This window comes from Polaribacter sp. Hel1_85 (assembly GCF_000766795.1).
GTDB lineage: Bacteria > Bacteroidota > Bacteroidia > Flavobacteriales > Flavobacteriaceae > Polaribacter.
Window position 1 is genome coordinate 1,031,970 of the sequence record NZ_JPDS01000002.1, and the last position, 23,543, is coordinate 1,055,512.

Annotated in this window: 22 protein-coding genes; 11 read left to right on the forward strand and 11 right to left on the reverse strand. The window is 29.0% G+C overall.

All coding sequences use genetic code 11. The annotated features are described in order from the left end of the window. Window positions 1-112: 112 nt before the first annotated feature. The 6 genes from PHEL85_RS11680 to trxA all read right to left on the reverse strand — a co-directional run bounded on the left by PHEL85_RS11680 (window position 113) and on the right by trxA (window position 4,739). The gene (locus tag PHEL85_RS11680) at window positions 113-808 is read right to left on the reverse strand and encodes an ABC transporter ATP-binding protein (RefSeq protein WP_036825195.1); all 696 of its coding nucleotides are present in this window, start codon (window positions 806-808) and stop codon (window positions 113-115) included. A 21-nt stretch (window positions 809-829) separates the two neighbouring features. After that, on the reverse strand, window positions 830-2,299 hold the full coding sequence (locus PHEL85_RS11685) for a DUF5687 family protein (protein WP_036825197.1): 1,470 nt from the start codon (window positions 2,297-2,299) through the stop codon (window positions 830-832). 49 nt (window positions 2,300-2,348) lie between these two features. Beyond that, the gene (locus PHEL85_RS11690) at window positions 2,349-3,059 is read right to left on the reverse strand and encodes a hypothetical protein (protein WP_036825200.1); all 711 of its coding nucleotides are present in this window, start codon (window positions 3,057-3,059) and stop codon (window positions 2,349-2,351) included. 11 nt (window positions 3,060-3,070) lie between these two features. Beyond that, window positions 3,071-3,727, reverse strand: coding sequence for a hypothetical protein (locus tag PHEL85_RS11695; RefSeq protein ID WP_036825202.1), 657 nt, complete (start codon window positions 3,725-3,727; stop codon window positions 3,071-3,073). A 13-nt stretch (window positions 3,728-3,740) separates the two neighbouring features. After that, window positions 3,741-4,079 (reverse strand): PadR family transcriptional regulator, encoded by a 339-nt coding sequence (locus PHEL85_RS11700; protein ID WP_036825203.1) that lies wholly within the window; start codon window positions 4,077-4,079, stop codon window positions 3,741-3,743. 300 nt (window positions 4,080-4,379) lie between these two features. Beyond that, window positions 4,380-4,739, reverse strand: a complete 360-nt coding sequence (gene trxA, locus PHEL85_RS11705) for a thioredoxin (protein ID WP_036825204.1) — start codon at window positions 4,737-4,739, stop codon at window positions 4,380-4,382. Window positions 4,740-4,923: 184 nt separating this feature from the next. Between trxA and PHEL85_RS11710 the strand changes: the two genes are divergently transcribed. Continuing rightward, on the forward strand, window positions 4,924-7,083 hold the full coding sequence (locus tag PHEL85_RS11710; RefSeq protein ID WP_036825206.1) for a prolyl oligopeptidase family serine peptidase: 2,160 nt from the start codon (window positions 4,924-4,926) through the stop codon (window positions 7,081-7,083). Between the two features lie 380 nt (window positions 7,084-7,463). Beyond that, complete coding sequence (locus PHEL85_RS11715; protein WP_036825208.1) at window positions 7,464-8,387, forward strand: ABC transporter ATP-binding protein; 924 nt, start codon at window positions 7,464-7,466, stop codon at window positions 8,385-8,387. 200 nt (window positions 8,388-8,587) lie between these two features. Here PHEL85_RS11715 and PHEL85_RS11720 read toward each other — a convergent pair whose 3' ends face one another. Further along, on the reverse strand, window positions 8,588-8,896 hold the full coding sequence (locus PHEL85_RS11720) for a GIY-YIG nuclease family protein (RefSeq protein ID WP_036825210.1): 309 nt from the start codon (window positions 8,894-8,896) through the stop codon (window positions 8,588-8,590). 421 nt (window positions 8,897-9,317) lie between these two features. Continuing rightward, window positions 9,318-12,149 (reverse strand): VPS10 domain-containing protein, encoded by a 2,832-nt coding sequence (locus tag PHEL85_RS11725; RefSeq protein WP_081965132.1) that lies wholly within the window; start codon window positions 12,147-12,149, stop codon window positions 9,318-9,320. A 163-nt stretch (window positions 12,150-12,312) separates the two neighbouring features. Between PHEL85_RS11725 and PHEL85_RS11730 the strand changes: the two genes are divergently transcribed. Together PHEL85_RS11730 and PHEL85_RS11735 are read left to right on the forward strand one after the other, a co-directional pair. Continuing rightward, window positions 12,313-13,632 (forward strand): DEAD/DEAH box helicase, encoded by a 1,320-nt coding sequence (locus tag PHEL85_RS11730; RefSeq protein WP_036825214.1) that lies wholly within the window; start codon window positions 12,313-12,315, stop codon window positions 13,630-13,632. Between the two features lie 135 nt (window positions 13,633-13,767). Beyond that, complete coding sequence (locus PHEL85_RS11735) at window positions 13,768-15,060, forward strand: aminopeptidase P family protein (RefSeq protein WP_036825215.1); 1,293 nt, start codon at window positions 13,768-13,770, stop codon at window positions 15,058-15,060. Between the two features lie 54 nt (window positions 15,061-15,114). Here PHEL85_RS11735 and PHEL85_RS11740 read toward each other — a convergent pair whose 3' ends face one another. Together PHEL85_RS11740 and PHEL85_RS11745 are read right to left on the reverse strand one after the other, a co-directional pair. Further along, window positions 15,115-16,119, reverse strand: coding sequence for a sugar kinase (locus PHEL85_RS11740; RefSeq protein WP_036825217.1), 1,005 nt, complete (start codon window positions 16,117-16,119; stop codon window positions 15,115-15,117). A 79-nt stretch (window positions 16,120-16,198) separates the two neighbouring features. Then, complete coding sequence (locus PHEL85_RS11745) at window positions 16,199-16,978, reverse strand: alpha/beta fold hydrolase (protein ID WP_036825218.1); 780 nt, start codon at window positions 16,976-16,978, stop codon at window positions 16,199-16,201. 170 nt (window positions 16,979-17,148) lie between these two features. Between PHEL85_RS11745 and ppk2 the strand changes: the two genes are divergently transcribed. From ppk2 to PHEL85_RS11770, 5 genes are all read left to right on the forward strand, one after another. Continuing rightward, on the forward strand, window positions 17,149-17,949 hold the full coding sequence (ppk2, locus tag PHEL85_RS11750) for a polyphosphate kinase 2 (RefSeq protein WP_036825220.1): 801 nt from the start codon (window positions 17,149-17,151) through the stop codon (window positions 17,947-17,949). A 35-nt stretch (window positions 17,950-17,984) separates the two neighbouring features. After that, complete coding sequence (locus tag PHEL85_RS17390) at window positions 17,985-18,386, forward strand: hypothetical protein (protein ID WP_052108555.1); 402 nt, start codon at window positions 17,985-17,987, stop codon at window positions 18,384-18,386. Window positions 18,387-18,536: 150 nt separating this feature from the next. Then, on the forward strand, window positions 18,537-19,313 hold the full coding sequence (locus tag PHEL85_RS11760) for an MbnP family protein (protein WP_036825222.1): 777 nt from the start codon (window positions 18,537-18,539) through the stop codon (window positions 19,311-19,313). 54 nt (window positions 19,314-19,367) lie between these two features. After that, complete coding sequence (locus tag PHEL85_RS11765) at window positions 19,368-20,417, forward strand: cytochrome-c peroxidase (RefSeq protein WP_036825224.1); 1,050 nt, start codon at window positions 19,368-19,370, stop codon at window positions 20,415-20,417. Then, entirely contained in the window at window positions 20,395-21,354 is a 960-nt protein-coding gene (locus tag PHEL85_RS11770; protein WP_235318285.1) for a hypothetical protein, read from the forward strand. The genes PHEL85_RS11765 and PHEL85_RS11770 overlap by 23 nt, the downstream gene beginning before the upstream one ends. Before the next feature lie 50 nt (window positions 21,355-21,404). Here the strand turns inward: PHEL85_RS11770 and PHEL85_RS11775 are convergent, their stop codons facing one another. Continuing rightward, entirely contained in the window at window positions 21,405-22,271 is an 867-nt protein-coding gene (locus tag PHEL85_RS11775) for a winged helix-turn-helix domain-containing protein (protein ID WP_036825227.1), read from the reverse strand. Window positions 22,272-22,393: 122 nt separating this feature from the next. Here PHEL85_RS11775 and PHEL85_RS11780 point away from each other — a divergent pair, with 122 nt between their 5' ends. Beyond that, entirely contained in the window at window positions 22,394-22,963 is a 570-nt protein-coding gene (locus tag PHEL85_RS11780) for a YceI family protein (RefSeq protein WP_036825229.1), read from the forward strand. A 24-nt stretch (window positions 22,964-22,987) separates the two neighbouring features. Then, complete coding sequence (locus tag PHEL85_RS11785; protein ID WP_036825230.1) at window positions 22,988-23,539, forward strand: hypothetical protein; 552 nt, start codon at window positions 22,988-22,990, stop codon at window positions 23,537-23,539. Window positions 23,540-23,543 lie beyond the last annotated feature (4 nt).

Sequence of the window (23,543 nt, forward strand, 5' to 3'; positions counted from 1 at the left end):
AACGATTAATTTAAAAAGCTAAGTAAATAATAAACTCTTATTTACAACTACTTTCTTTGTGAAATAGTATAAATAAGAGTGTAAAAATAGTAATAAATTAAGAATGGAAGGCTTATACAGAAAAATAGCTTTCTAATTCTTGTAAAGTTTCTGTAGATGTTTCTATATCTTTTACCACATTTCCTTTATCTAAAACCACAATTCTTTCACAAACTTCTGTTACATGTGTTAAATCGTGACTAGAAACCAAAACTGTAATTTCTCTGTTTTCTGTTAATTTTTTAATGATGGCTTTTAACCTAATTTGTGTTGTTGGATCTAAATTTGCAAAAGGTTCATCTAAAACCACAACTTGTGGGTTTCCCATTAAGGCAGCAACAATTCCTGCTTTTTTCTGATTTCCTTTACTTAAGTCTCTCAGATATTTTTTCTTTCCGATAATTTCATCATTGAAAAACTCATTAAACTGAGATAAGAAAGAAGTAACATCAGCTTTATTCATTCCTCTTAAATCACCAATAAAATCGAAATATTCTTCTGGAGTTAAATATCCTATTAAAAAAGATTCGTCGATAAAAGAACCTGTAAAATTTTTCCATGCTTCACTTTGGTTTACAACAATATTATTATTTGTAATTGCACCCGTTGTAGGTCTAATTAAATCTAAAAGAATATTAAATAATGTAGTTTTTCCTGCGCCATTATTACCAACCAAACCAAAACTTTGGCCTGTTGGTATTTTTATTGAATCTACATTTAAAACTTCTGCTTTTCCGTATTTTTTTGAAATTGTATCTATTGTAATCATTGTGTCTTTTTTAAGGTTGAATTATGCTTCTTTTCCAAAAGCGTTAATCATAGCGTATTTGTCTTTAATGTATTTTTTTTCGATAAAATTCATGATGTAGTTTTTTAGAACTAATCCTAAAATTCCAACAACTGCAATTGCAATTATACCTGCGTTAAAACTAATTAGAGCTTTAAACCCCCAAAACAATAACATTGGTATTCCCATAATTGGCAACACTATTAGAAACTGAGTTGCACTTGTTCCTTGCATATTAGAAAAACCTCCTTTTGTTAAATCTATTCTTTTTCTGTTAAACGAACCTGCGTACAATAAAAACAAGGAGTTAAAACCGATGTTAAATATTGCGCCTGCTGTAATCATTAAGAAAATATCCCATCCAAAATAGATATAAGGAATACTTAAAAAGTATAAAATTACTGTCATTGCAACCATTAAAAACCATTTAGATTCTAAAAATTTACGATACCTAAAACTTTGACTCATTAGCATCTTATAATGAGAACTATCCCAAGCAGGAATAAATTGCCCGTAATTTAAAGTGAAACCTCCTGTAACAAATAGAGCTGCAAAAATAAACATTATTGGCATTTTTTCTATGATTAGTGGATTTGTAAAAAAGATTAATCCATAAAACAAGAATAAAAATGACATCATAAATACCGTTTTAGTTCTTTTGTTTCTCCAAATTAAACGCATATCGTTTTTTATAAACGGAGCAATATCACCTAATTTATCTGCCCAAGTCATATCAGAAGTATTTGCTTCTTCCACTTTATCTGCAACTGCAGCATCTAAATATACTTGATTGCGTAATTGTTTATAATTTAATTGATATAAAACAACCAACACAACTACTCCAACTATAGAATAGATTGGGTTTGCATAAATAGCATCAAAAATTTGTCCTCCATAACCAACAACATCAACAATATCAAACTTTTGTAAACCTATTAAACTTAACAAAATTGTTCCAATAACACCTAAAGCAATATTATTTTTATTGATTATAAAGTTTAGGAAATTTGCAGATTGAATAATTAATATCATTGTAAATAACCAACCTAAAACTCCAGCTGTATTATATCCTTCTTTGATTAAAACTACTGCAAAAGGGATGTAAAAAAACAATCCCATAATATTAAAGAATGAGAAAGATGATTTTCTTAAAACATAGTGTACCAACTTGCTTTTTTTAATTGGTAAAGTAAGCATTGGTTTTATGTTCATTATAGGTAATTTTTGCATTAAATACCTGAAAATTAGATCTCCAAGAATTGCAAAAAGTAGATAAGAATTTACTAATTGTAAAGGATCTGAATCTGGAAATTCTTTCTTTAAAATAAAGTAACCTCCAACACCAATTGCTAAAAAAGTAACAATAAAATAGAGTGCAAAAAACCCCATAAGTATTTTTAAAGCAATGCTTTTTCCAAAGGTAGCAGAACGAACAAATTGTTTCCATTCTAATTTTAAAAAGTGTGAAATCATATATAGTAATTAGTTTGATTGATAATAAGTAGTCTAGAAGCAGAATTTGTTACAAAGTTTTTGATAATTTATATTCTGGATACGTTTCTTCTAGCAATTCCTCTGCTTTTTGTGGAATTACAACCAATGTTATATAGCCAAATATTACTAAAAAAGTGATTAATATTGCAGAAAGTGCTTTTCTAAAATCTCCCATTAATAAAAAGTCTTTTGTGCTATCAGGAAGAAAGAAATCGTAAAGATAAAAAAGGACTAAGGCAGAATTTCCTATTCCGTTTATAGAAATAATTTTTTGAAACATCCATTTTTTGCCTGTTTCTTTAAAGTTCTTTTTTAATTTTCTACTATTTCTAATTAATGTAATAATTTCTAAAATTATAACGACTCCAAAAACAGAAGCGTATACATAATAAGCACTTGGTAACTTTTGTAATTGATAAAAGCCAAAAAGTAAACTGAGTGTTAAAACTATTTTTGGTAACTGAAACCACTCTTTTGCAAATTTTAAAATGGTCTTAAGATATTTTTTTGTCATTTGAGATTCCTTTTGCTCAACAACAGTCATAAAACCAAAAATGCCAAATTTTTTGAAAGAAATATCTCTAGCTTGTTCAAAAGTTAAATTAGAATTTTCTGCACAAATACTTTCTATATCATTTGCCAAATGATCTACCAATTCTGTTTGCACATCATAATATTCTACATAATGTTTTCTTGTAAAATTATAGAGTTCTTGTATATGATTTTGGGTTAGTTTCATGAATACAAACTTTATAGATTTTTATATTTTTTGATAGCTTCTTTGTGTTTTTTGTAGAAATGAAAATAAGTATATGTTGAGTAAATATAACACAACAAAATAGAGACTTGAATTGAGTCTAAAGTGCCATCTCTATTTATGTAGTTATAATCAAATAAAATGATTAACGCCATAAATAAATTTAAACTTTGTGTATTTAAAATAAAGCTATAAGTGGTTGAGGTTTTAAGTTTATGTTTTAATAAAAATAATGTTACAAAAACTATAAAAGAAGAAACAGATAAAAATTGAAAAAGCATGTTAAACTCATCTAGAATATTTTCAGATAAAAAATAACTTGATTTTTCAACAAGAAAATATGTAGCAAAAAATATTAAAAAAGGAATAAAAAACCATTTTGAAAACCTTTTTTTGGCTTTTTTTAGTACAATTTTAGGAACAGAAAACATAGTTCCAAACATGTAACTAGAAGAATGTTTTAAATGTACATTCCATTTATCAGTAACATGGGAAAATGCAGTTTCAAAATCGATATTCTCTTTTGTTATTTTAGATTCTATATCAGAAATTATGTGATCTAAAACCTCAAACCTGATATCTATAAACTTGATATCTTTTACATCTAAATAATGTTCTACTCTTTGTATTTCTCCAGTTGTTAATTCCATAGCTAAAAAATTTTTACTCCAAACTAAATTTAGGATTCACTAATTGTTGCATCGTTTTTAAAAACTCTTGCATTTCATCCAACTTGTTGGCAGTTTCTTTGGTTCCGCTTTCAGTTAATTTGTAATATTTTCTAAGTCTGTTACCAACTTTTGCAACTTCTACATCTAATAAGCCATCGGCTTCTAGTTTGTGCAATGCAGGGTACAAAGCACCTTCAGTAATTTTTAGTCCGCCTTTGGTGAGTTCTTTTACTTTTTGCGTAATTTCATAACCATACATTTTATCATTAGTTTCTAATAATTTTAAAATGATGGTTTGTAAAGAACCTTTGTATAATTTCTGATTTCCCATATTGTAAAATGTGTAATCGTGTAACTGTTTATTTGTTTTCACTGTCACTTCGAGTGATTTCGATTTTTTCAATCGAAATTGTATCGAGAAGTTTTTTATATAATTTTTCTTGTAACAAATATATGCATAATTTCCCTATACATTAGATTCTTATGTATATTTTTTTTGATAAAAAAAATCCTGAAAATTTACTTTCAGGATTTTGAATAATAAATATTGCTTTTTCTGTAAATATGGTTTCACATGAGTAAAAACATAAGAGTGAAGTTTCCTTCCCTTTGAGAAGGTTAGGATGGGCTTTTATTTTTCCACCTTTAAAACATCAGCAATAATACGTTCTAATTCTGCTTTTGGTAAAGCGCCATTTGCCATTTGTGGTTGCCCTTCTGCAGGACAAAACAACATAGAAGGAATACTTCTAATTCCAAACGCAGCAGCTAACTCTTGTTCTGCTTCTGTATCTATTTTATAAATATCAATTTTACCTTCATATTCTTCAGATAAAACTTCTAAAACAGGAGCCAAAGCTTTACATGGTCCACACCAATCTGCGTAAAAATCTATTAATACAGGTTTGTCTCCTTCAAATTTCCAATCTTGATTTTCTTCAAAATTAAATACTTTTTTTAAAAAAGTTTCTTTTGTTAAATTTTCTGTCATAATTCATTTATTATTTCCCAAAATTTGGGAATCTATTTTCTGTTTTTATACAAATGTAGTCGTTTTTATGTGTTGTAAATTACAATGTATGAACTATGTGAAATTTTAAATGTTAAAAATTGTTAAATAACTAGCAATATGTTAAATAACCGCTAATTTTGAGGTAATACCAAATTTTATAAACATGAAAAACAAAATCATCTTACCTATTTTAATGGCAAGTGCTATTTTAGTCTCTTGTAAAGAAGAAATGAAACAAAGAAATATAGATTTAACGTATCCAGAAACTGCAAAAAAACCAGTTGTAGATTCACTTTTTGGCACTGCAGTTGTAGACAACTACAGATGGCTAGAAGATGATAGAAGTAAAGAAACAGAAGCTTGGGTAAAAGCAGAAAACGAAGTTACTTTCGATTATTTAAGTAAAATTCCATACAGAGAGCAGTTAAAATCTCGTTTATCAGAATTATGGAATTACGAAAAAGTAGGTAGACCTTTTAAAGAAGGAGATTACACATATTTCTATAAAAATAATGGTTTACAAAACCAATATGTAGTGTATAGAAAAAAAGGAGATGCTGAACCAGAAGTTTTCTTAGATCCAAATACTTTTTCTGAAGACGGAACAACTTCTTTAGGTTCTTTAAGTTTTTCTAAAGATGGAAAAATGGCTGCATATGCAATTTCTGAAGGAGGTTCTGACTGGCGTAAAATTATTGTAATGGATGCAGAATCTAAATTGATTAAAGGAGATACTTTAATTGATGTAAAATTCTCTGGAATTTCTTGGTACAAAAACGAAGGTTTTTACTATTCTAGTTACGATAAACCAAAAGGCAGTGAGTTGTCTGCAAAAACAGATCAACATAAATTGTATTATCACAAACTAGGAACTTCTCAAAAAGAAGATGCTGTTGTTTTTGGAGCAAAAGCATCAGAAAAACATAGATATGTTGGTGGTTATTTAACAGAAGATAATAGGTATTTAGTAATTACTGCATCAACTTCAACATCAGGAAACAAGTTGTTTATCAAAGATTTATCTGATAAAAAATCAAAATTAAAAACGGTAATTAATAATTTTGATAGTGATACGTATGTAACAGAAAATAGAGATAGTAAATTATATTTGGTCACTAATTTAAATGCGCCAAATAAAAAAGTGATTACTGTTGATGCAGAAAGTCCTACAGAAGAAAATTGGAAAGATTTTATTCCTGAAACAGAAAATGTTTTGAGTTTAAATTCTGGTGCTGGATATTTCTTTGCAGAATACATGGTAGATGCGGTTTCTAAAGTTTTACAATACGATTTTGATGGAAAATTAATTAGAGAAGTAAAATTACCTGGAGTGGGTTCTTCTGGTGGTTTTGGTGGAAAAACAGAAGATAAAGAATTATACTTTTCTTTTACAAATTATAGCACACCAAGTTCTTTGTATAAATTTAATCCAAAAGACGGAACGTATGAAACGTATTGGAAACCTGCTGTAGATTTTAATTCTGATGCCTATACAAGTAAACAAGTTTTTTATACATCAAAAGACGGAACAAAAGTACCAATGATAATTACGCATAAAAAAGGCGTAGAATTAAATGGTAAAAACCCAACTATATTATATGGTTATGGAGGTTTCAATATCAGTTTAACACCAAGTTTTAGTATTGCAAACGCAGTTTGGATGGAACAAGGTGGTGTGTATGCAGTTCCTAATTTACGTGGTGGAGGAGAATATGGTAAAAAATGGCACGATGCAGGAACTCAATTAAAGAAACAAAATGTATTTGATGATTTTATTGCGGCTGCAGAATATTTAATTACAGAAAAATATACATCTTCAGATTATTTAGCAATTAGAGGAGGTTCTAACGGAGGTTTATTAGTTGGAGCAACGATGACGCAAAGACCCGAATTAATGAAAGTTGCACTACCAGCTGTTGGTGTTTTAGACATGTTACGTTATCACACATTTACTGCAGGTGCAGGTTGGGCGTATGATTATGGAACAGCAGAAGACAGTAAAGAAATGTTTGATTATTTAAAAGGATATTCACCTGTACATAATGTGAAAGAAGGTGTAAAATACCCTGCAACTTTAGTAACTACAGGAGATCATGATGATAGAGTTGTGCCTGCACACAGTTTTAAATTTGCTGCAGAATTACAAGAAAAACAATCAGGAAAAAATCCAACTTTAATAAGAATAGAAACAAATGCTGGTCATGGAGCAGGAACTCCAGTTGCCAAAACAATAGAGCAATATTCAGATATTTTTGGGTTTACGTTATTTAATATGGGGTTTGATCAATTACCTAATCCGCCTAAAAGTAAAATTAAATCTTAAACAGATTTTCTTATAAATTCTAAAACCGATACATTTTTGTGTCGGTTTTTCTTTTTTGTCACTTCGAGTAATTTTTTGAAGAATAAGAAAAATTGTATCGAGAAGTTGGGCGTTACTCTATCCTGAAGGCATTCAGGACCAAGTCGCGCTTTCCACTATATCTTTTTTTATGCTGAATTTATTTCAGTATCTGCTCTAATAAAGATGAATTTAATAATTAAATAAAGATAATGAATCCAGTTCAGCATAAAAAAAGGATGCCGTTTCAATCGCTAACGCAGACGTATTTGTTAACCAATTGTCAGTTCGAGTGATTTTTTTGCTTTTCAAAAAAAATAGTATCGAGAACAAATTCAAAATAGAAAACCTATTTTTGCAACATGCTAAAAGTGAACAACATTTCTTTTTCTTATAACAACAAAAAATCAATATTAAACGATTTTAATTTTTCTTTACAACAAGGAGAACACCTTTGTGTAATGGGAGAAAGTGGTTGTGGAAAATCGACACTTTTAAAAGCAATTTATGGTTTAGTAGATTTAAATAAAGGCGCTATTTTTTGGAACGAAGAACAAATCTTTGGACCTAAAAAACATTTAGTTCCAGGTTTTAAAAATTTTAAATATGTAGCGCAAGATTTCGACTTGATGCCTTATATTTCTGTATCAGAAAATATAAAAAAATTCTTATCACGTTTTCATCCAGAAGAAAGCGAATTAAGAACACAGGAATTGCTAAAAGTGATACAAATGCAGGCTTTTGAAAACACAATGGTTAAAAACTTAAGTGGTGGTCAAAAACAACGAGTTGCCATTGCAAGAGCTTTGGCAAAAGAGCCTCAATTATTGTTATTAGATGAACCTTTTGGACAAATAGATAACTTTAAAAAGAATTCTTTAAGAAGAAATTTATTTAGTTACTTAAAAGAGAAAAATATTTCTTGTATTGTAGCAACTCATGATAAAAATGACGCACTTTCATTTGCAGATACACTCATTATTATCAAAGACAATAAGATTCTAGAAAACAATTCTCCAAAAGAAATTTACAACAATCCAAAAGAAAAATACATTGCTGCTTTGTTCGATGATGTAAACGAAATTATCATCAACAATAAAACAGTTTTATTGTATCCTCATCAAATACAAGTTGTAGAAAAATCAAAATTAAAAGCAACCGTTTTAAACGCTTATTTTAAAGGTTCTTATTGGTTAATAGAAGCAGAATTAGAGAATCAAAAAGTGTTTTTTAATCATACTTCTGAATTTGAAAAAAATATTATAATCTATTTAAGTTTTTTATAGAATTTATTCTGTCATTTCGAATATTACTAAAATAAAAAGACATTTTTATTGAAAGTAGCTTGCGAAGCAAATTAATGTAGCTTAGAAATCTCATCAGTAATATTTTATTTAGATTTCTCTACAAGGTCGAAATGACATTCTATTTGTCATTTTGAGCGAAGTGAAACGTAGTCGAAAAATCTATTTTAAAACTTAAAACTCTATACCTCATCATTCAAAAAATCCCAATTTGGGTTTTTCTTAGAAATCAAAAAGTCTTTTTTCTTTCTATTCCATTTTTTTAACTGCTTTTCTCTACTAATTGCGGTTTCAATATCTTGATAATGTTCAAAATATACTAAATATTTACAATTATATTTATGAGAAAAATGTTTAGAATTTGCTTCTGGATTTGAATGGTAAAACAATCTTTCTTTTAAATTATTTGTGACACCAATATATAAAACCGTTTTACTTTTATTGGTAATTATATAAATGTAATAATTGTGAGTTCCCAATGTCTTTTTCATTGAACTAATATAAGGTATATATTGTCGTTTCTATAGGATTGTATTGTAGTTAAGATCCGTCTGTATTTGAGATTTCTCCACAAGGTCAAAATGACATCTAGTTTGTCATTTTAAGTGAAACAAAGTGGAATCGAAAATCTCAACAATAATATCTCAATTAGATTTCTCCTTTTCAGTTGTAATGACATTAGAAGTTTTATTGTAATAAATACATGCAGTTTGTCATTTTGAGTGAAACAAAGTGGAATTGAAAAACCTCAATAATAACACCTCAAATAGATTTCTATATTTCAGTCGAAATGACATTAGAAGTTTCGTTGTAGCAAGTTGAATCAAAAAAACAGAATTATTAAATAAGAATTACAAAAAAGCGCTAAAATTCATTTGAAAATTAGCGCCTTTTTGTAATTTTTATACTTTTCTATTTTACTTCAAATTCGCTTTTTTCATCACCAATTTTAACAGTATATTTTCCTTTAGGTAAATAGTACACATCATTTTTAGCTTTCTTTAAATTGGCATCTTTATCTGCTTTTTGGTAAGCTTTTAATCCTTTTTTAGAAAACGAAAGATCAAAGATAGCTTCGTTAAAACCTTTGTCTGCATCTATAGAAAATGAATTTACTTTTGTTTCATCAGAAAAAATATCCACAGTTACCTTTTTACTTGAATTAGCATAAAAAGGAATGTTTAATTCAGGTGTATTTGCATCCAACCATTTGCTCCAAGAACTTCCCCAAGATTTTCTTTTTTTAATAGAATTAATGGTGAAAATTTCTAATTTATCGTGTTTACGAATTCCTTTTGTAAACTCTTGTATTGGTCTAATATTTGCTTTGTATAAACTACGTCCGTGAGTTCCAATAATTAAATGTTTTGCAGTAGGTTGAATTACCAAATCATGCACAGCAACATTTGGCAAGTTTTTACTAAATGCTTCCCAAGAATTTCCTTGGTTAAAAGAAACGTACAAACCATTATCTGTACCTAAATACAACACGTTTTCGTTTTCAGAATCTTCTTTTATTACATTTACAGAAGAAGTAGGAATTGAGTTACCAATGTTTTTCCAAGTTTGTCCATAATCATCAGACATATACACATAAGACGTAAAATCGTCAAAACGATAACCGTTTAAAGTTACATACACGCGTTCTTTTTTAAATTTAGAAGCAATTACTCTAGAAACCCATAAATTCTGAGGTAAATTGTTAGAAATACGTGTCCAACTTCCTCCTCCGTTTTTGGTTACGTTTACAAAACCGTCATCAGAACCCACATAAATTAATCCGAATTGAAACGGACTTTCAGAAATTGAAGTCAAAGTTCCATAAGCAACATTTCCTTTTTTTCCTCCATTCGTTAAATCACCAGAAATGGTTTCCCAATCATCACCTTTATTTAAAGAACGGTGTAATTTATTTCCTCCTAAATATAAAATATCTTGGTTGTGTTTAGATAAATGAATTGGAGTTTGCCAGTTAAACCTATATGGATTTTCACCCAAAGTATGTTTTGGTTGAATGTATTTGTTATCGCCACTTTCTCTATCAATTCTATAATAATTCCCAAATTGATAACCTGTATAAACAATATTTGAGTTTCTATCATCAACCTGAACTTGCATTCCATCTCCTCCCATAATTGATTCATAAGGGTTTTGACCAGTTTGTTGCCAACGCTTGTCAATTCTCGCATTATGATTGGCAACCCAAACTCCATTGTCTTGCAAGCCACCATAGACTTTGTAATTTTTTTGATTGTCTGCATAAACAGAATAAAATTGCCCAACTGCAGGATCATTTAGCTTAATCCAGTTTTGACCATCATCATAAGAAATGTTTAAACCACCATCATTTCCATTGATTAAATGACCCGGTTTTTTAGGATTTACCCAAAGTGCTTGATGATCTGCATGCACATTTTCTTTACTGATAGAATTAAAAGTTTTTCCTCCATCTTTAGATTTTAAAATAGGAACTCCTAAAACGTAAATTCCATTTTCATCTTGTAAATCCACACGAATTTCACCAAAATAATATCCATAAGAATAATATAAATCATCTAAAGTTCCTTCATGTGTTTTTTTCCAAGATTTACCTCCGTTTGTAGTTTTAAAAACTTCTGCTCCAACAACCGGTGTGTCAAATAATAGAGAATTTGCATCTTCTAAATACTTTGCTAAATCAATAGGTTTTACGTTTCCAGAACGTACCATTTGTTTTACATTTTCTGCTCTGTATTTTTCTTGAAATCCATTTGTTTTTAAATAGGTATTTAATTTTTTATCAGTTAATTTATAAAACTCATCAGCAGACATTGCTTTAAAATCTTCTTTGGTTAATGCATTAGAAGTTTTCTTTTTCTTGTCTTCTTTTCTTCTAAACTGGCTATCATGAAAAGCATAAACTGTATTTTCATTAAAAACTGCTAAACCAATTCTACCAACTCCATTTCCAACAGGAAAACCACTTTTATCAGCAATTTTTGTCCAAGAATTACCAGCATCAGTACTTTTGTAAATTGCAGAATTGTTTCCATCACCATCAAAATTCCATGCTTTACGTTCTCTTTCCCAAGAAGAAGCATACATTACATTAAAGTTATTTGGTGCAAAAGCAACATCAATAATACCAGTGTCTTTATTTATAAATAATGATTTTGTCCAAGTTTTTCCTCCATCTGTAGTTTTAAAAATTCCTCTTTCATCATTAGAAGAATATAAATGTCCAATAACACCAACAATAACTTCATTAGAATTATTAGGATTGATGAGAATTCTACTCACGTGATGAGAATCTAGTAAACCAACATTTTTCCAAGTTTGACCTTTATCCGTAGATTTTAAAACCCCGATTCCCGCATAACTTGAACGCGAAGAATTTTTTTCTCCAGTACCAACCCAAATTGTTCCAGATTTCCAATCTACAGCAATATCACCAATATTTTGCGTTGGCGAATTGTCTAAAACGGGTGTAAAAGTTGTTCCGTTATTATTTGTATACCACAATCCACCAGAAGCATAACCAACATAAAATTCTGTAGTGTTTTCTGGATTTACAGAAACATCAACAACACGTCCACTCATTACTGTTGGTCCAATATTTGTAAATTCAATATTCTTAACTAAAGAAGATTTCATCATTTGTGATTTCTTTACTAAAGATTGTTGAATGATATCTGAATTTGTTGCTGTTTGTGCAATTAAAGTTGCCGAAAAACACATCAATAAAAACTTGAAAATAGATTTCATAAGAAATAAGTTTTGGTTTTAAGTGATGAAATTACCACTTGTATTTTCAATATCAAAAAAATTAACATAAAATAGGAGTTAACAGTCAATTCTCACCAATTTAAAACAGTGTATCTTTGCAGCTAGAAACAACTACATAAAGTTACTTTCATAAATAATTTCTATGACATTTTCAGATTTAGGTTTATCTCCAGCATTGGTAAAAGCAGTTGCCGAAAAAGGATATACCAAACCATCACCAATACAAGAAAAAGCAATTCCACATATATTAGAAGGAAAAGATCTTTTAGCTTCTGCACAAACTGGTACAGGAAAAACAGCAGGTTTTACGTTACCTGTTTTACAATATTTAACAGATACAAAACATCCAAAATACAGACCATTAAGAGCGTTAGTTTTAACGCCAACAAGAGAATTAGCAGCCCAAGTTTATGATAATGTAAGAGAATATAGTAAATACGCAAATATAAAATCTGCTGTAGTTTTTGGCGGAGTAAATGCAAAACCACAAATTGCAACTTTAAAAAGAGGTGTTGATATTTTAGTAGCAACACCAGGTAGATTATTAGATTTACACGATCAAAAAGCGCTTTCTTTTAAACGTGTAGATGTTTTAATTTTAGACGAAGCAGATAGAATGTTAGACATGGGTTTTGTTAGAGATATCAACAAGATTATCAGTTTTATGCCTGCAAAACGTCAGAATTTGTTATTTTCTGCAACTTTTTCTAACGATATTAAAAAATTGGCAGCAGGTATTTTAAAAAACCCTGTTTCTGTAGAAGCTGAGCCTCAAAATTCAACAGCAAAGAAAGTTACACACAAGGTTTATAAAGTTGATAAAAAGAAAAAAACTGAGTTTACAATTAAGTTGATAAAAGACGGAAATTGGAATCAAGTTTTAATCTTTACAAGAACAAAACATGGTGCTAATAGGTTAACTCAAAACTTAATAAAAGCCAAAATTTCTGCAGCTGCCATTCATGGAAATAAAAGTCAAGGAGCCAGAACAAAAGCGCTAAAAAACTTTAAAGAGAATTCGATTAGAATTTTAGTTGCTACAGATATTGCTGCACGTGGGTTAGATATTCCATTATTACCACATGTAATTAATTATGAATTGCCAAATGTACCAGAAGATTATGTACATAGAATTGGTAGAACAGGTAGAGCAGGAGCTGCTGGAGAAGCAATTTCTTTAGTGTGTAGTGAAGAAACAGAATATCAAAATGAGATTGAAAAATTATTAAAAGAAAAGCTAGAATCTAACATTGTAAAAGGTTTTGAACCTACAGATACAGCCCCTCCAAAAAGAGCGGCAACGCAAAGTAAAGGTTCTTTTGGTAAGAAGAAAAAAGGAGGAAACTCAGATTCATCAAATCAAAATAAGCCAAAAAGAAAACCTCATTTTAAAGGAAATAAACCTGCAGGTGCTGCTTCTGGAAGAGGGAGAACTGGCGCACCAAAAAAGAAACGTTTTTAACGAAAAAAATAAAATTAATTTTATACTTTAACCTTTTCTGTTTTTAAAAAAAGAAAAGGTTTTTTGTTTACTAGCTAGATTTTAACTTCGTATTAATTATTTGCTACCTTTGTATTTCAACATAAATTCATCAGTATGAAATACGATAAAATAGACTCACAATTATTCATAAAAAATCGTAAAAATTTTGCTTCAGCTATGAAGCCAAATAGTTTAGCGATTTTTAATTCTAATGATATTTATCCAATAAGTGCAGATAGTACTTTACCTTTTGAGCAGCATAGAGATATTTTTTATTTAAGTGGTGTAGATCAAGAAGAAAGTGTTTTGTTTTTATTTCCTGATTGTCCTAAAGAAGATCATAGAGAAATCTTATTTGTTAGAGAAACCAATGATCATATTGCAGTTTGGGAAGGAGCGAAATTAACAAAAGAAGCTGCTTTTGAAACCTCTGGAATTAAAACAGTGTATTGGTTACAGGATTTAGAAAAAGTACTTTTTGAATTGTCTACTTATGCAGATACTTTTTACATCAACACAAACGAACATTATAGAGCCAATGTAGAAACAGAAACACGAGAAGCTCGTTTTACAAAATGGTTGTTGGCAAAATATCCTGCACATTCTGTGGCTAAAAGTAATCCTATTATGCAACGTTTACGTTCTGTAAAAGACCAAATAGAATTAGATTTAATGCAACATGCTTGTAATATTACCGAAAAAGGTTTTCGTAGACTTTTAGGTTTTGTAAAACCGGGTGTTTGGGAATATGAACTTGAAGCAGAATTAATACATGAGTTTGTAAAGAATCGTTCTAAAGGCTTTGCTTATTCACCAATTATAGCTTCAGGAAATAGCGCCAATGTTTTGCATTACATGGAGAATAATAAAGAATGTAAAAGTGGTGATTTAATCTTACTAGATATTGCAGCAGAATACGCAAATTACAAAAGTGATTTAACAAGAACAATACCTGTTTCTGGTAAATTTTCTGACAGACAAAAAGCGGTATACAATGCTGTAAATTACGTTAAAAAAGAAGCTACAAAATTATTGGTTCCTGGAACTTTATGGAAAGAATATCATGTAGAAGTTGGCGAAATTATGACTTCTGAATTACTAAACCTAGGTTTACTAGATAAAGCTGATCTACAAAATGAAGATAAAGACTGGCCTGCATATAAAAAGTATTTTATGCATGGAACTTCTCATCATATTGGTTTAGATACGCATGATTATGGTTTATTACACAAACCAATAGAAGCAAAAATGGTATTTACAGTAGAACCTGGAATTTACATACCTGATGAAGGTTTTGGAATTCGTTTAGAAGATGATGTTGTGGTTCAAGAAAAAGGAGCACCTTTTAATTTAATGCAAAATATACCTATTGAAGCAGATGAAATTGAAGAGTTAATGAACTCATAAAATAAAAAAGGCGAATTATTATAACTCGCCTTTTTTTATGCTATTTTTTTAATATTATCTTTTTAATCTTCCTGTAGTATTTCCATCTAGAATACTAATAACTTCTTCTTCATCTGCATAATTTACATCACCTAAGTATGTGTGTTTTATAGCACAAGCAGCACTACCAAATTCCATAGCTTTGTAGTCATCAAATTTCTGCAAACCATGTATTACACCAGCAGCAAAAGCATCTCCAGTTCCAATTCTATCAATAATATGTGTAATATCTAAATCTTGTGTTTCTTTAAACTCTTTACCATTCCACATTCTTGCTCGTATTTTATGCCAAGAAGAATTGATAGAAGTTCTAATCTTATCAAATACTTTTTCTATGGATGGGTATCTTTCCATTAATTGTTTACTTGCTTCAATAAAATCTTCATTAGAAAAAGAAAAATCGGTTTCTAAAAGTTCATTTATTTCATTAACTCCACCGATAAAAACGGTAGAATATTCTACTAATTCAGATAAAATTTCTCTTGGGTTTTCACCATAATTCCATAATCCACTTCTATAAGTTGGATCTGCAGAAACTTGCATTCCTTTTTTTCTAGCAAGTTTTATACCTTCTAACAAAGTTTCTTGAGCGCCTTTATTAAGAGCAGGTGTAATTCCGGTCCAATGAAACCATTTACCATTTTCTAAAGAGGTTTCCCAATTTACCATTGCGGGTTTAATTTCTGAAAAAGCAGAATGTGATCGATTGTAAGAAATAGAACTTGGTCTCATTACTGCTCCAACTTCTAAAAAATAAACACCTAAAGGTCTATTAGAGCGCACAATTGCAGAAGTGTCTAAATCAAATTTATTTAAATAAGAAATAGCTGTTTTACCAATAAAATCATTAGAAATACAACTAATATGTTTCACCTTACCACCAAAATTAGCAATAGAAATACCTACATTTACTTCTGTACCACCAAAATAAAATTCTACATTATTTGATTGAATAAACTTTTTGTTTCCACGTGGTGAAATTCTCATTAAAACTTCTCCAAACGTAATTATTTGATTCATACTAAAAACTTTTAAAAAGCAAAGATACTTTATAAAATAATCTTAGACTGCTGTTTTATTTGGAATTATATCGTTAAATTTATAAAGATGTAATAAATTGAATTGTTTGGTTGTTAAATGTTTCTGGTTGCTCAACATTTACTACATGTCCACAATTATCAACCACAAATAACGAAGATGTTACATGTTTAGAAACAATATTTTTAATAGAAGGTAAAAACAAATGATCTTCAGCTCCCATAATATATAAAGTAGGTATTTTGATATCTTTTGTTCTAAAAAAACGTAATAAAGGGTTGATTTCTGAAGTTAATTTAAACCAACGTAAAAATTCTTTTTGGTATAATTTTTTTGCTTCGTTTACAAATAAAGATCGCGATTTTTTATGATTCTTCTTTGGCATAATAATAAATGCAAAGAGTTTGTATAACATCATATAAGGAACCACAGATTTAAAGATATTACCAACTTTCATTAGCACTTGAGATCTAAAGTTCATTTTTATAATTGCTCCACCCATTATCATACTTTGTACCAATTCCGATCTTTTTTCTGCTAGATTTCTAATTAAAATAGTACCTAAAGAAATACCAATAAAGTGTGATTTTTTTATTTTTAAATGATCAATAACCTCAACAATATCATGAGTAATAGAATCGAAAGTGTACTTGGGATTAAAAGTGTCTTTTAATGTTGGTTTGCTATTTCCATGGCCACGTAAATCTAAAATTAAAACATTAAAATGCTTTTTAAAATCGCGCACTTGTTTATACCAAATAGAACTACTACCTCCTGCTCCATGAACAAAAGTTACCCATTCTTTAGAAGTTGTGTGTGGATAAGAATAATAGTTTAACAAAGACTTAGTTTTTTTAATTTAATAGTAAAACGAAAAGCAAAAATAGGGTATTTAATTTTGATTAAACCTAAAACTCTTTTTTTGAACTCTTATTATTTATAATTAATTTAAAATAAGGAATCAACATGGAATTCTTGTTCCTTTTTTTTAATTTTTTGTAAATTGCTTAAATGGAAAAATCTACTTCATCAAACAGCAAAAAAAAGAAATTTAATTACGATCAAGAACTAGCAAAATTACATACAGAACTGGTTCATATGCAAGAATGGGTTAAAAACCAAGGTTTAAAAGTAGTTATACTTTTTGAAGGAAGAGATGCTTCTGGAAAAGGAGGAACTATTAAAAGATTTACAGAACCTTTAAACCCAAGAATTTGTAAAGTGGTTGCTTTAGGTGTTCCTACAGAAAGAGAAAAATCTCAATGGTATTTTCAGCGTTATGTACAATATTTACCTGCTGCAGGAGAAATTGTTTTGTTTGATAGAAGCTGGTATAACAGAGCCGGAGTAGAAAAAGTGATGGGGTTTTGTACTAACGATGAGTATGATGAGTTTTTGCGTTCTTGCCCTGAGTTTGAACGCATGTTAGTAAGATCTGGAATAATCGTTTTAAAATATTGGTTTTCTGTAAGTGATGAAGAGCAAGAAAAACGTTTTAAAAACCGTATTTCAAATCCTTTAAAAAGATGGAAATTCAGTCCTATGGATTTAGAATCTCGTTCTCGTTGGTTAGAATATTCAAAAGCAAAAGACAATATGTTTGCTCATACAGACACCAAACAAGTGCCTTGGTACGTTGTGAATTCTGATAATAAAAAGAAAGCAAGGTTAAATTGTATAAGCCATATGTTAAGTAAAATTCCTTACGAACAAATGAATATAAAACCAATTGAGTTACCTCCATTGCCAGATGGTAAAGCGTATGTAAGACCACCAATGGATTATCAAACTTTTGTGCCAGAAAAATTTTAAAATATATCTGTACTTTTCTTACCTAAGTTCTATATTTGCGGAAAAATTATTTTCTGAAAAAAATTATTTTCATAACTTTATTTGTAGCTTTTGCTCTAAGACCAATCTATCATTTAGGGTATATTGCTTATTTTGAGTATAATATAGATTACATTATAGAAACGTATTGTGTAAATAAAGAAAAGCCACAGTTACAATGTAATGGTAAATGTCATTTAGCAAAACAAATTGCTCCTCAAGTAGATCTTTCTGATAACGATATAAAAGGTTTAAATACAATTTCCGAAGCATTTTTCCCTGTTTTTAAAGAAGAAGCATATAGTTATAGCATAAAAAAACTACCTCAAGTAAACATAAAAGATAATTGGAAATTACGATTTTTAAATCCAATAAATCTTGTTAACTTTTTGGAACAACCTCCAGATTTTCTTTCTTAAATAGAACTCAAATTACATTAAAATTATTTTAGTGCTTTTTTATAGAACCATTTTAGGTTTTCTATAAGATACTTCTGTGCTATAATAAACTACACCTATTTATAAAAACCATAATACTTTTAAACCAAAAAGTATTAAAAAAAGAAAATAATGAAAATTACAAAATACATAGCTGCATGTTTTATTGCGCTAACAATTACTGCATGTTCAAGCGAAGAAGAAGAAATAACAGGAGAAGGAAATGTTTCTTTAGAATTCGATAATTCTTATAGTACTTCAGATTTATTATTAACCACAACTTCTTATGATGCAAATGAAACAGAAGAAGTTAAAATTTCTAAAGTAAAATATATTGTTAGTAATATTAGGTTAGAAGATGAAGATGGAGTTGTTTTTACATATCCCAAAGAAGATTCTTATTTTATTGTTACAGAAGAAGATGGAGCCTCTCAGTTTATAAACCTTACAAATGTTCCTGCAGGAAATTACACAAAAATAACTTTTGGAATTGGGGTAGATAAAGAAAAGTATTTAGAAGGAGCAACAGGTCAAGGAGATTTTTTAACCTTAGCACAAGATGCAGGTATGATGTGGTCTTGGCAAGCTGGTTATAAGTTTTTTGTTTTTGAAGGTGTTTATACTTCAGATGAAACAACAACAGAAACTGCTTTTGCTTTTCATATGGGAAGCCACGGTACTGCTTTAGATAATTATAAAGAAGTAACTTTAGATTTAACAAACTCAGCAAGAGTTAGAGTAGACACAACTCCAGAAATACATGTTGTTGCAGATATTTCTAAAGTACTTGCCGGAACAACAAGTTTTTTATTAGATGATGCTGCTCAAATACATGTAGACGCAGTAAAATCTCCACAGATTTCAACCAATGTTAATGGTATGTTTACTGTAGATCACGTACATAATTAAATTTAACAAAAACGCAATTAGAGGTTTTCTAATTGCGTTTTTAATCTTTTAATTATGAAAAATTATAACTTATTTTTTTTAGGAATATTTATTTTATTTTCTTGTTCTAATGATGAGGAGTACATTTATGTTCCTACTAATTTAGACTTAGAAATACCGAGTAATTTTCCGGAATTAGAATACGATTTGTCAAAAAATCCTTTAACAGAAGAAGGAATTGCTTTGGGTAAAAAACTATTTTATGAAGGACGATTAGCTTCAGATAATATTATTTCTTGTGGATTTTGTCATGAACAAGCATCTGCATTTACACATCATGGGCACACCATTAGTCATGGAGTAGATGGAAAAACGGGTTTTAGAAATACACAGCCTATACAAAACCTAGCTTTTTTCACAGAATTTACCTGGGATGGAGCAGCAATTCATTTAGATCTTCAACCAGTAATTCCTATTACAAGTGAAGTAGAAATGAACGAAACCATTCCTTCAGTTTTAGAAAAATTAAGTTCTTATTCAGAATATGAAACATTATTTACGAATGCTTTTGGAGATGCAGAAGTTACATCAGAAAGAATGTTAAAGGCACTTTCTCAATTTATGGTAACTATGATTTCTGGCGATTCTAAATATGATAAAGTTGTTAGAAATGAAGACGATACTGCTTTTACAACTTTAGAAAGCGAAGGTTTAAAAATCTTTAATAATAAATGTGCTACTTGTCATTCTGGAGAATTATTTACAGATAAAACATATAGAAATAACGGAATTCCTTATAATACTAAATTTACGGAAGAAGAAGGTAGAAAACGTGTTTCTGGTTTTGAAGCAGACTTCTATAAATTTAGAGTACCAAGTCTTAGAAATATAGAAATGTCTTTTCCTTATATGCATGATGGTAGGTTTGGAACTTTAGAAGATGTTCTTGATTTTTATACAGACGGGATGACAGAAAACGGAGGAGTTGTAGATCCTTTATTGATTAAAAATGATGGTAGTTTAGGAATTGATATCACTACCGATGAAAAAACAGCTTTATTAGCTTTTCTAAAAACATTAACAGATAATACTTTTTTAAATGATGAACGTTTTGCAGAATTTTAAAATCAAAAAATTAATCCTAGTTTTAGGGTTTATATTTATATCACAAGTTAGTTTTTCTTGCGATTTATGCGGTTGCTCTACAAGTAGTGGTAGTTTTGGTTTAGGAACTTTAAACAATGCAAGTTTTGTAGGTTTTCGTTACATTTATCAAAGTTTTGAATCTAAAGATGGAATCTTTTCAAACTCACCTACAAGCAAAGAGAATTTTCATACTTATCAACTTTGGGGAAGAGTTCCTTTAACTGAAAAGTTTTATGTGAGCGCAATTTTACCTTATCAAGATTTAAAAAGAAAATATACAGACAGAGCAGAAAATATAAATGGTTTTGGAGACGCAACTATTATGGGTTGGTATAAAATAAAATTCTATAAAAAATTTGATAAGGAAAAAGCCAAATTATATACAAATGTACAAAAGGAACCTTCTGGTCACTCCATAGAAATTGGTATAGGAACAAAATTACCAACAGGTAAATTCGAGCAAATTTTAACAGACAGAGTAAACCCTGGTTTTCAATTAGGAACTGGTAGTTTTGATGGTGTTTTATGCTTTGCACACAGTTATGGTGCAGATAAATTTGGTGTAAATACCAATTTAACGTATTATTTAAAAGGAGAAAATAAAAACGATTACAGGTTTGGAAATCAGTTTAGTTATGCCTCTAATTTCTTTTATGCTATTGCTAAAGAAAAGTATATGTTGTTGCCTTTTGTGGGTTTTAATGGTAATATTTACAATAAAATAGAACAGTATGAAGAAAAAATTGCTAAAACAGATGGAACTGTGTTTAACGGAACTGTTGGAGCAGAAATAACTACTAAAGATTTTATTTTTGGTGCAAATTATACCTTGCCAATTTCTCATAATTTATTTGGCGGAAATGTAACACCTAAACAAGCATTGTCTATTTATTTAAATTTTAAACTGAATAAATAAAGGCTTTCAATAATATGAAAACAAAAAAGGCGAACAGAAATGTTCGTCTTTTATTTTACCTCTAATTTATAACCAACTCCATGTATGTTTGTTAGTTTAATGTTTTTGTCTTCTTGTAATTTTTTTCTCAATTTAGAAATATACGTATCTAAACTTCTACCCACAAAAACACCATTATCTTCCCAAACTTTTTTGGTAAGTTCTTCTCTTTTTATAACTTGATTTGGGTTGGCTACAAAGATTTCTAACAACTCACATTCTTTTTTAGAAAGCGGAATTTCGGCTGCTTTTTTAACCAATTTATTCTGCTCTGGATAAAATTGAAAGCTCCCAATATTAATAGAGTTTTTATTTTTAGGTTTAATCTTTTGTAAAGGTTTCTTTTTTGTGAAGACGAAATACATCAACCATAAAATTGCGATTAAAAAAAGTGTATAAAAAATAATTTTTATGATAGAAGTTTGATTTGTTTCTTTTAGAAAATTTACTCTTACAGAATAGCAATTTTCAGGTAAATATCTTCCTGCGCAAGGAATAATAGTTTGCTCTTCTAATTCGTGTATTTCATAACTATAGGCAACTTCATTGTCAGAACAACGAATAACTGCTACTCTATACTTTTTTGATAAAGATGTTTTTTGAAAAACGTTTCTAATAATTATTACTAAAGTATTGGGTTCAAAAGAGAGTTTTTTTTCAAAAGAAAGAGAAAATTTATTCTCGTCGATTTCTTTAACAGGAAGCACTAAAGAACTCGAGTCTTTTTGAGATAACAATAATTGATTTCCAACTTCTCTTAAAGCAACTTTTACTTTTTCAGAAAAATCTTCATTTTCATTTTTGGGTGATGAAAAATTTAAAAAACCAAAAACAGCAATTGCTAAAAGTAAGACTCTAAAAATATTCTTTTTACTCATATTGAATACAAATAACCAACAAATCCGTCAATTTTTACAACTGTTGACACTTCTTTTACATTTTTTTGACACTTTTTTTCTGATGTAGAGATAGTTTTACATCAAACTTAAAAAATATTTTTATGATTAAAAAAATCTCTTTACTAATTTTTATGTGTTATTTTACTTTACAAATAGATGCACAAGAAAAAATAAAATTAAACACTAAAACCATTACTATTATTTGGGAAGGAAGCAAACTATTTAACTTTGGAAGTCATGATGGAACCGTAAATTTTAAAGAAGGAGAAGTTGTTGTAAAAGACAGTAAAATTACGAGTGGTAGTTTTATAATTGATATGACATCCTTAAAATCTAACGAGACAGAAAATTGGGTACATGACCTTATTGAGCATTTAAAACACAAAGATTTTTTTGATGTTAAAAGCAACCCAACAGCAAAAATTGTTTTCACAAATATAAAATATGTTGGTGATGGTTATGTACAAATTACTGCAGATTTAACCATTAATAAAATTACAAATTCTGTCTTTTTTGTAGGAAAGCAAAATGATGAAAAAAGACAATTAGAAACTAGATTAAAAATTGATAGAACAGATTGGAAAATTACCTATAAATCGCAAGGAAAAACAAGTATAAAAGATCAGATTATTTCTGATGCTATTTCTTTTAAAGTCAAATTAAATTTTTAAAAATGAATAAAACGTTATGTGTAATTGTTATTTTTTTTTAAACTAATTTCTGTTTTAGGTCAAGAAAAAGAAGATTTATCAATTTTAAAAAATACTAAGAATTGGAAAAAAGAAATTATTAAATTCCCAATAGATTGGGCACCAAATTTAAAACTAAAAGGTTTTGAAGAACTACTTTTTTCTCCAAAATGGTCAGATAAAAAGAGTGATCAATTTTGGTCTTTGGTAATTTCTTGGAGTATTGAAGCAAAAGAAAATTTAAGTAAAAAACAACTCGAATATAATCTTAAAAGTTATTTTGATGGTTTAATGAAACCCAATCATTGGGCAAAAGATTTCCCTGATCCAGAAGTTAGTTTTATTAAAAACTATGACCATACTTTTAATGGTAAAATGACTTTTTTTGATGGTTTTTATTCAGGAAAAATAATTACAGTTAATATACAAGTAGAACAAACTTTTTGTGAGAATAATAATAAAACAATTATCATTTTTCGATTATCACCAAAAGAAAAACGACATAAAATTTGGAAAACTTTAAACGAACTGGAGCTGAATGAAAAACTTTGTAATTAATCTA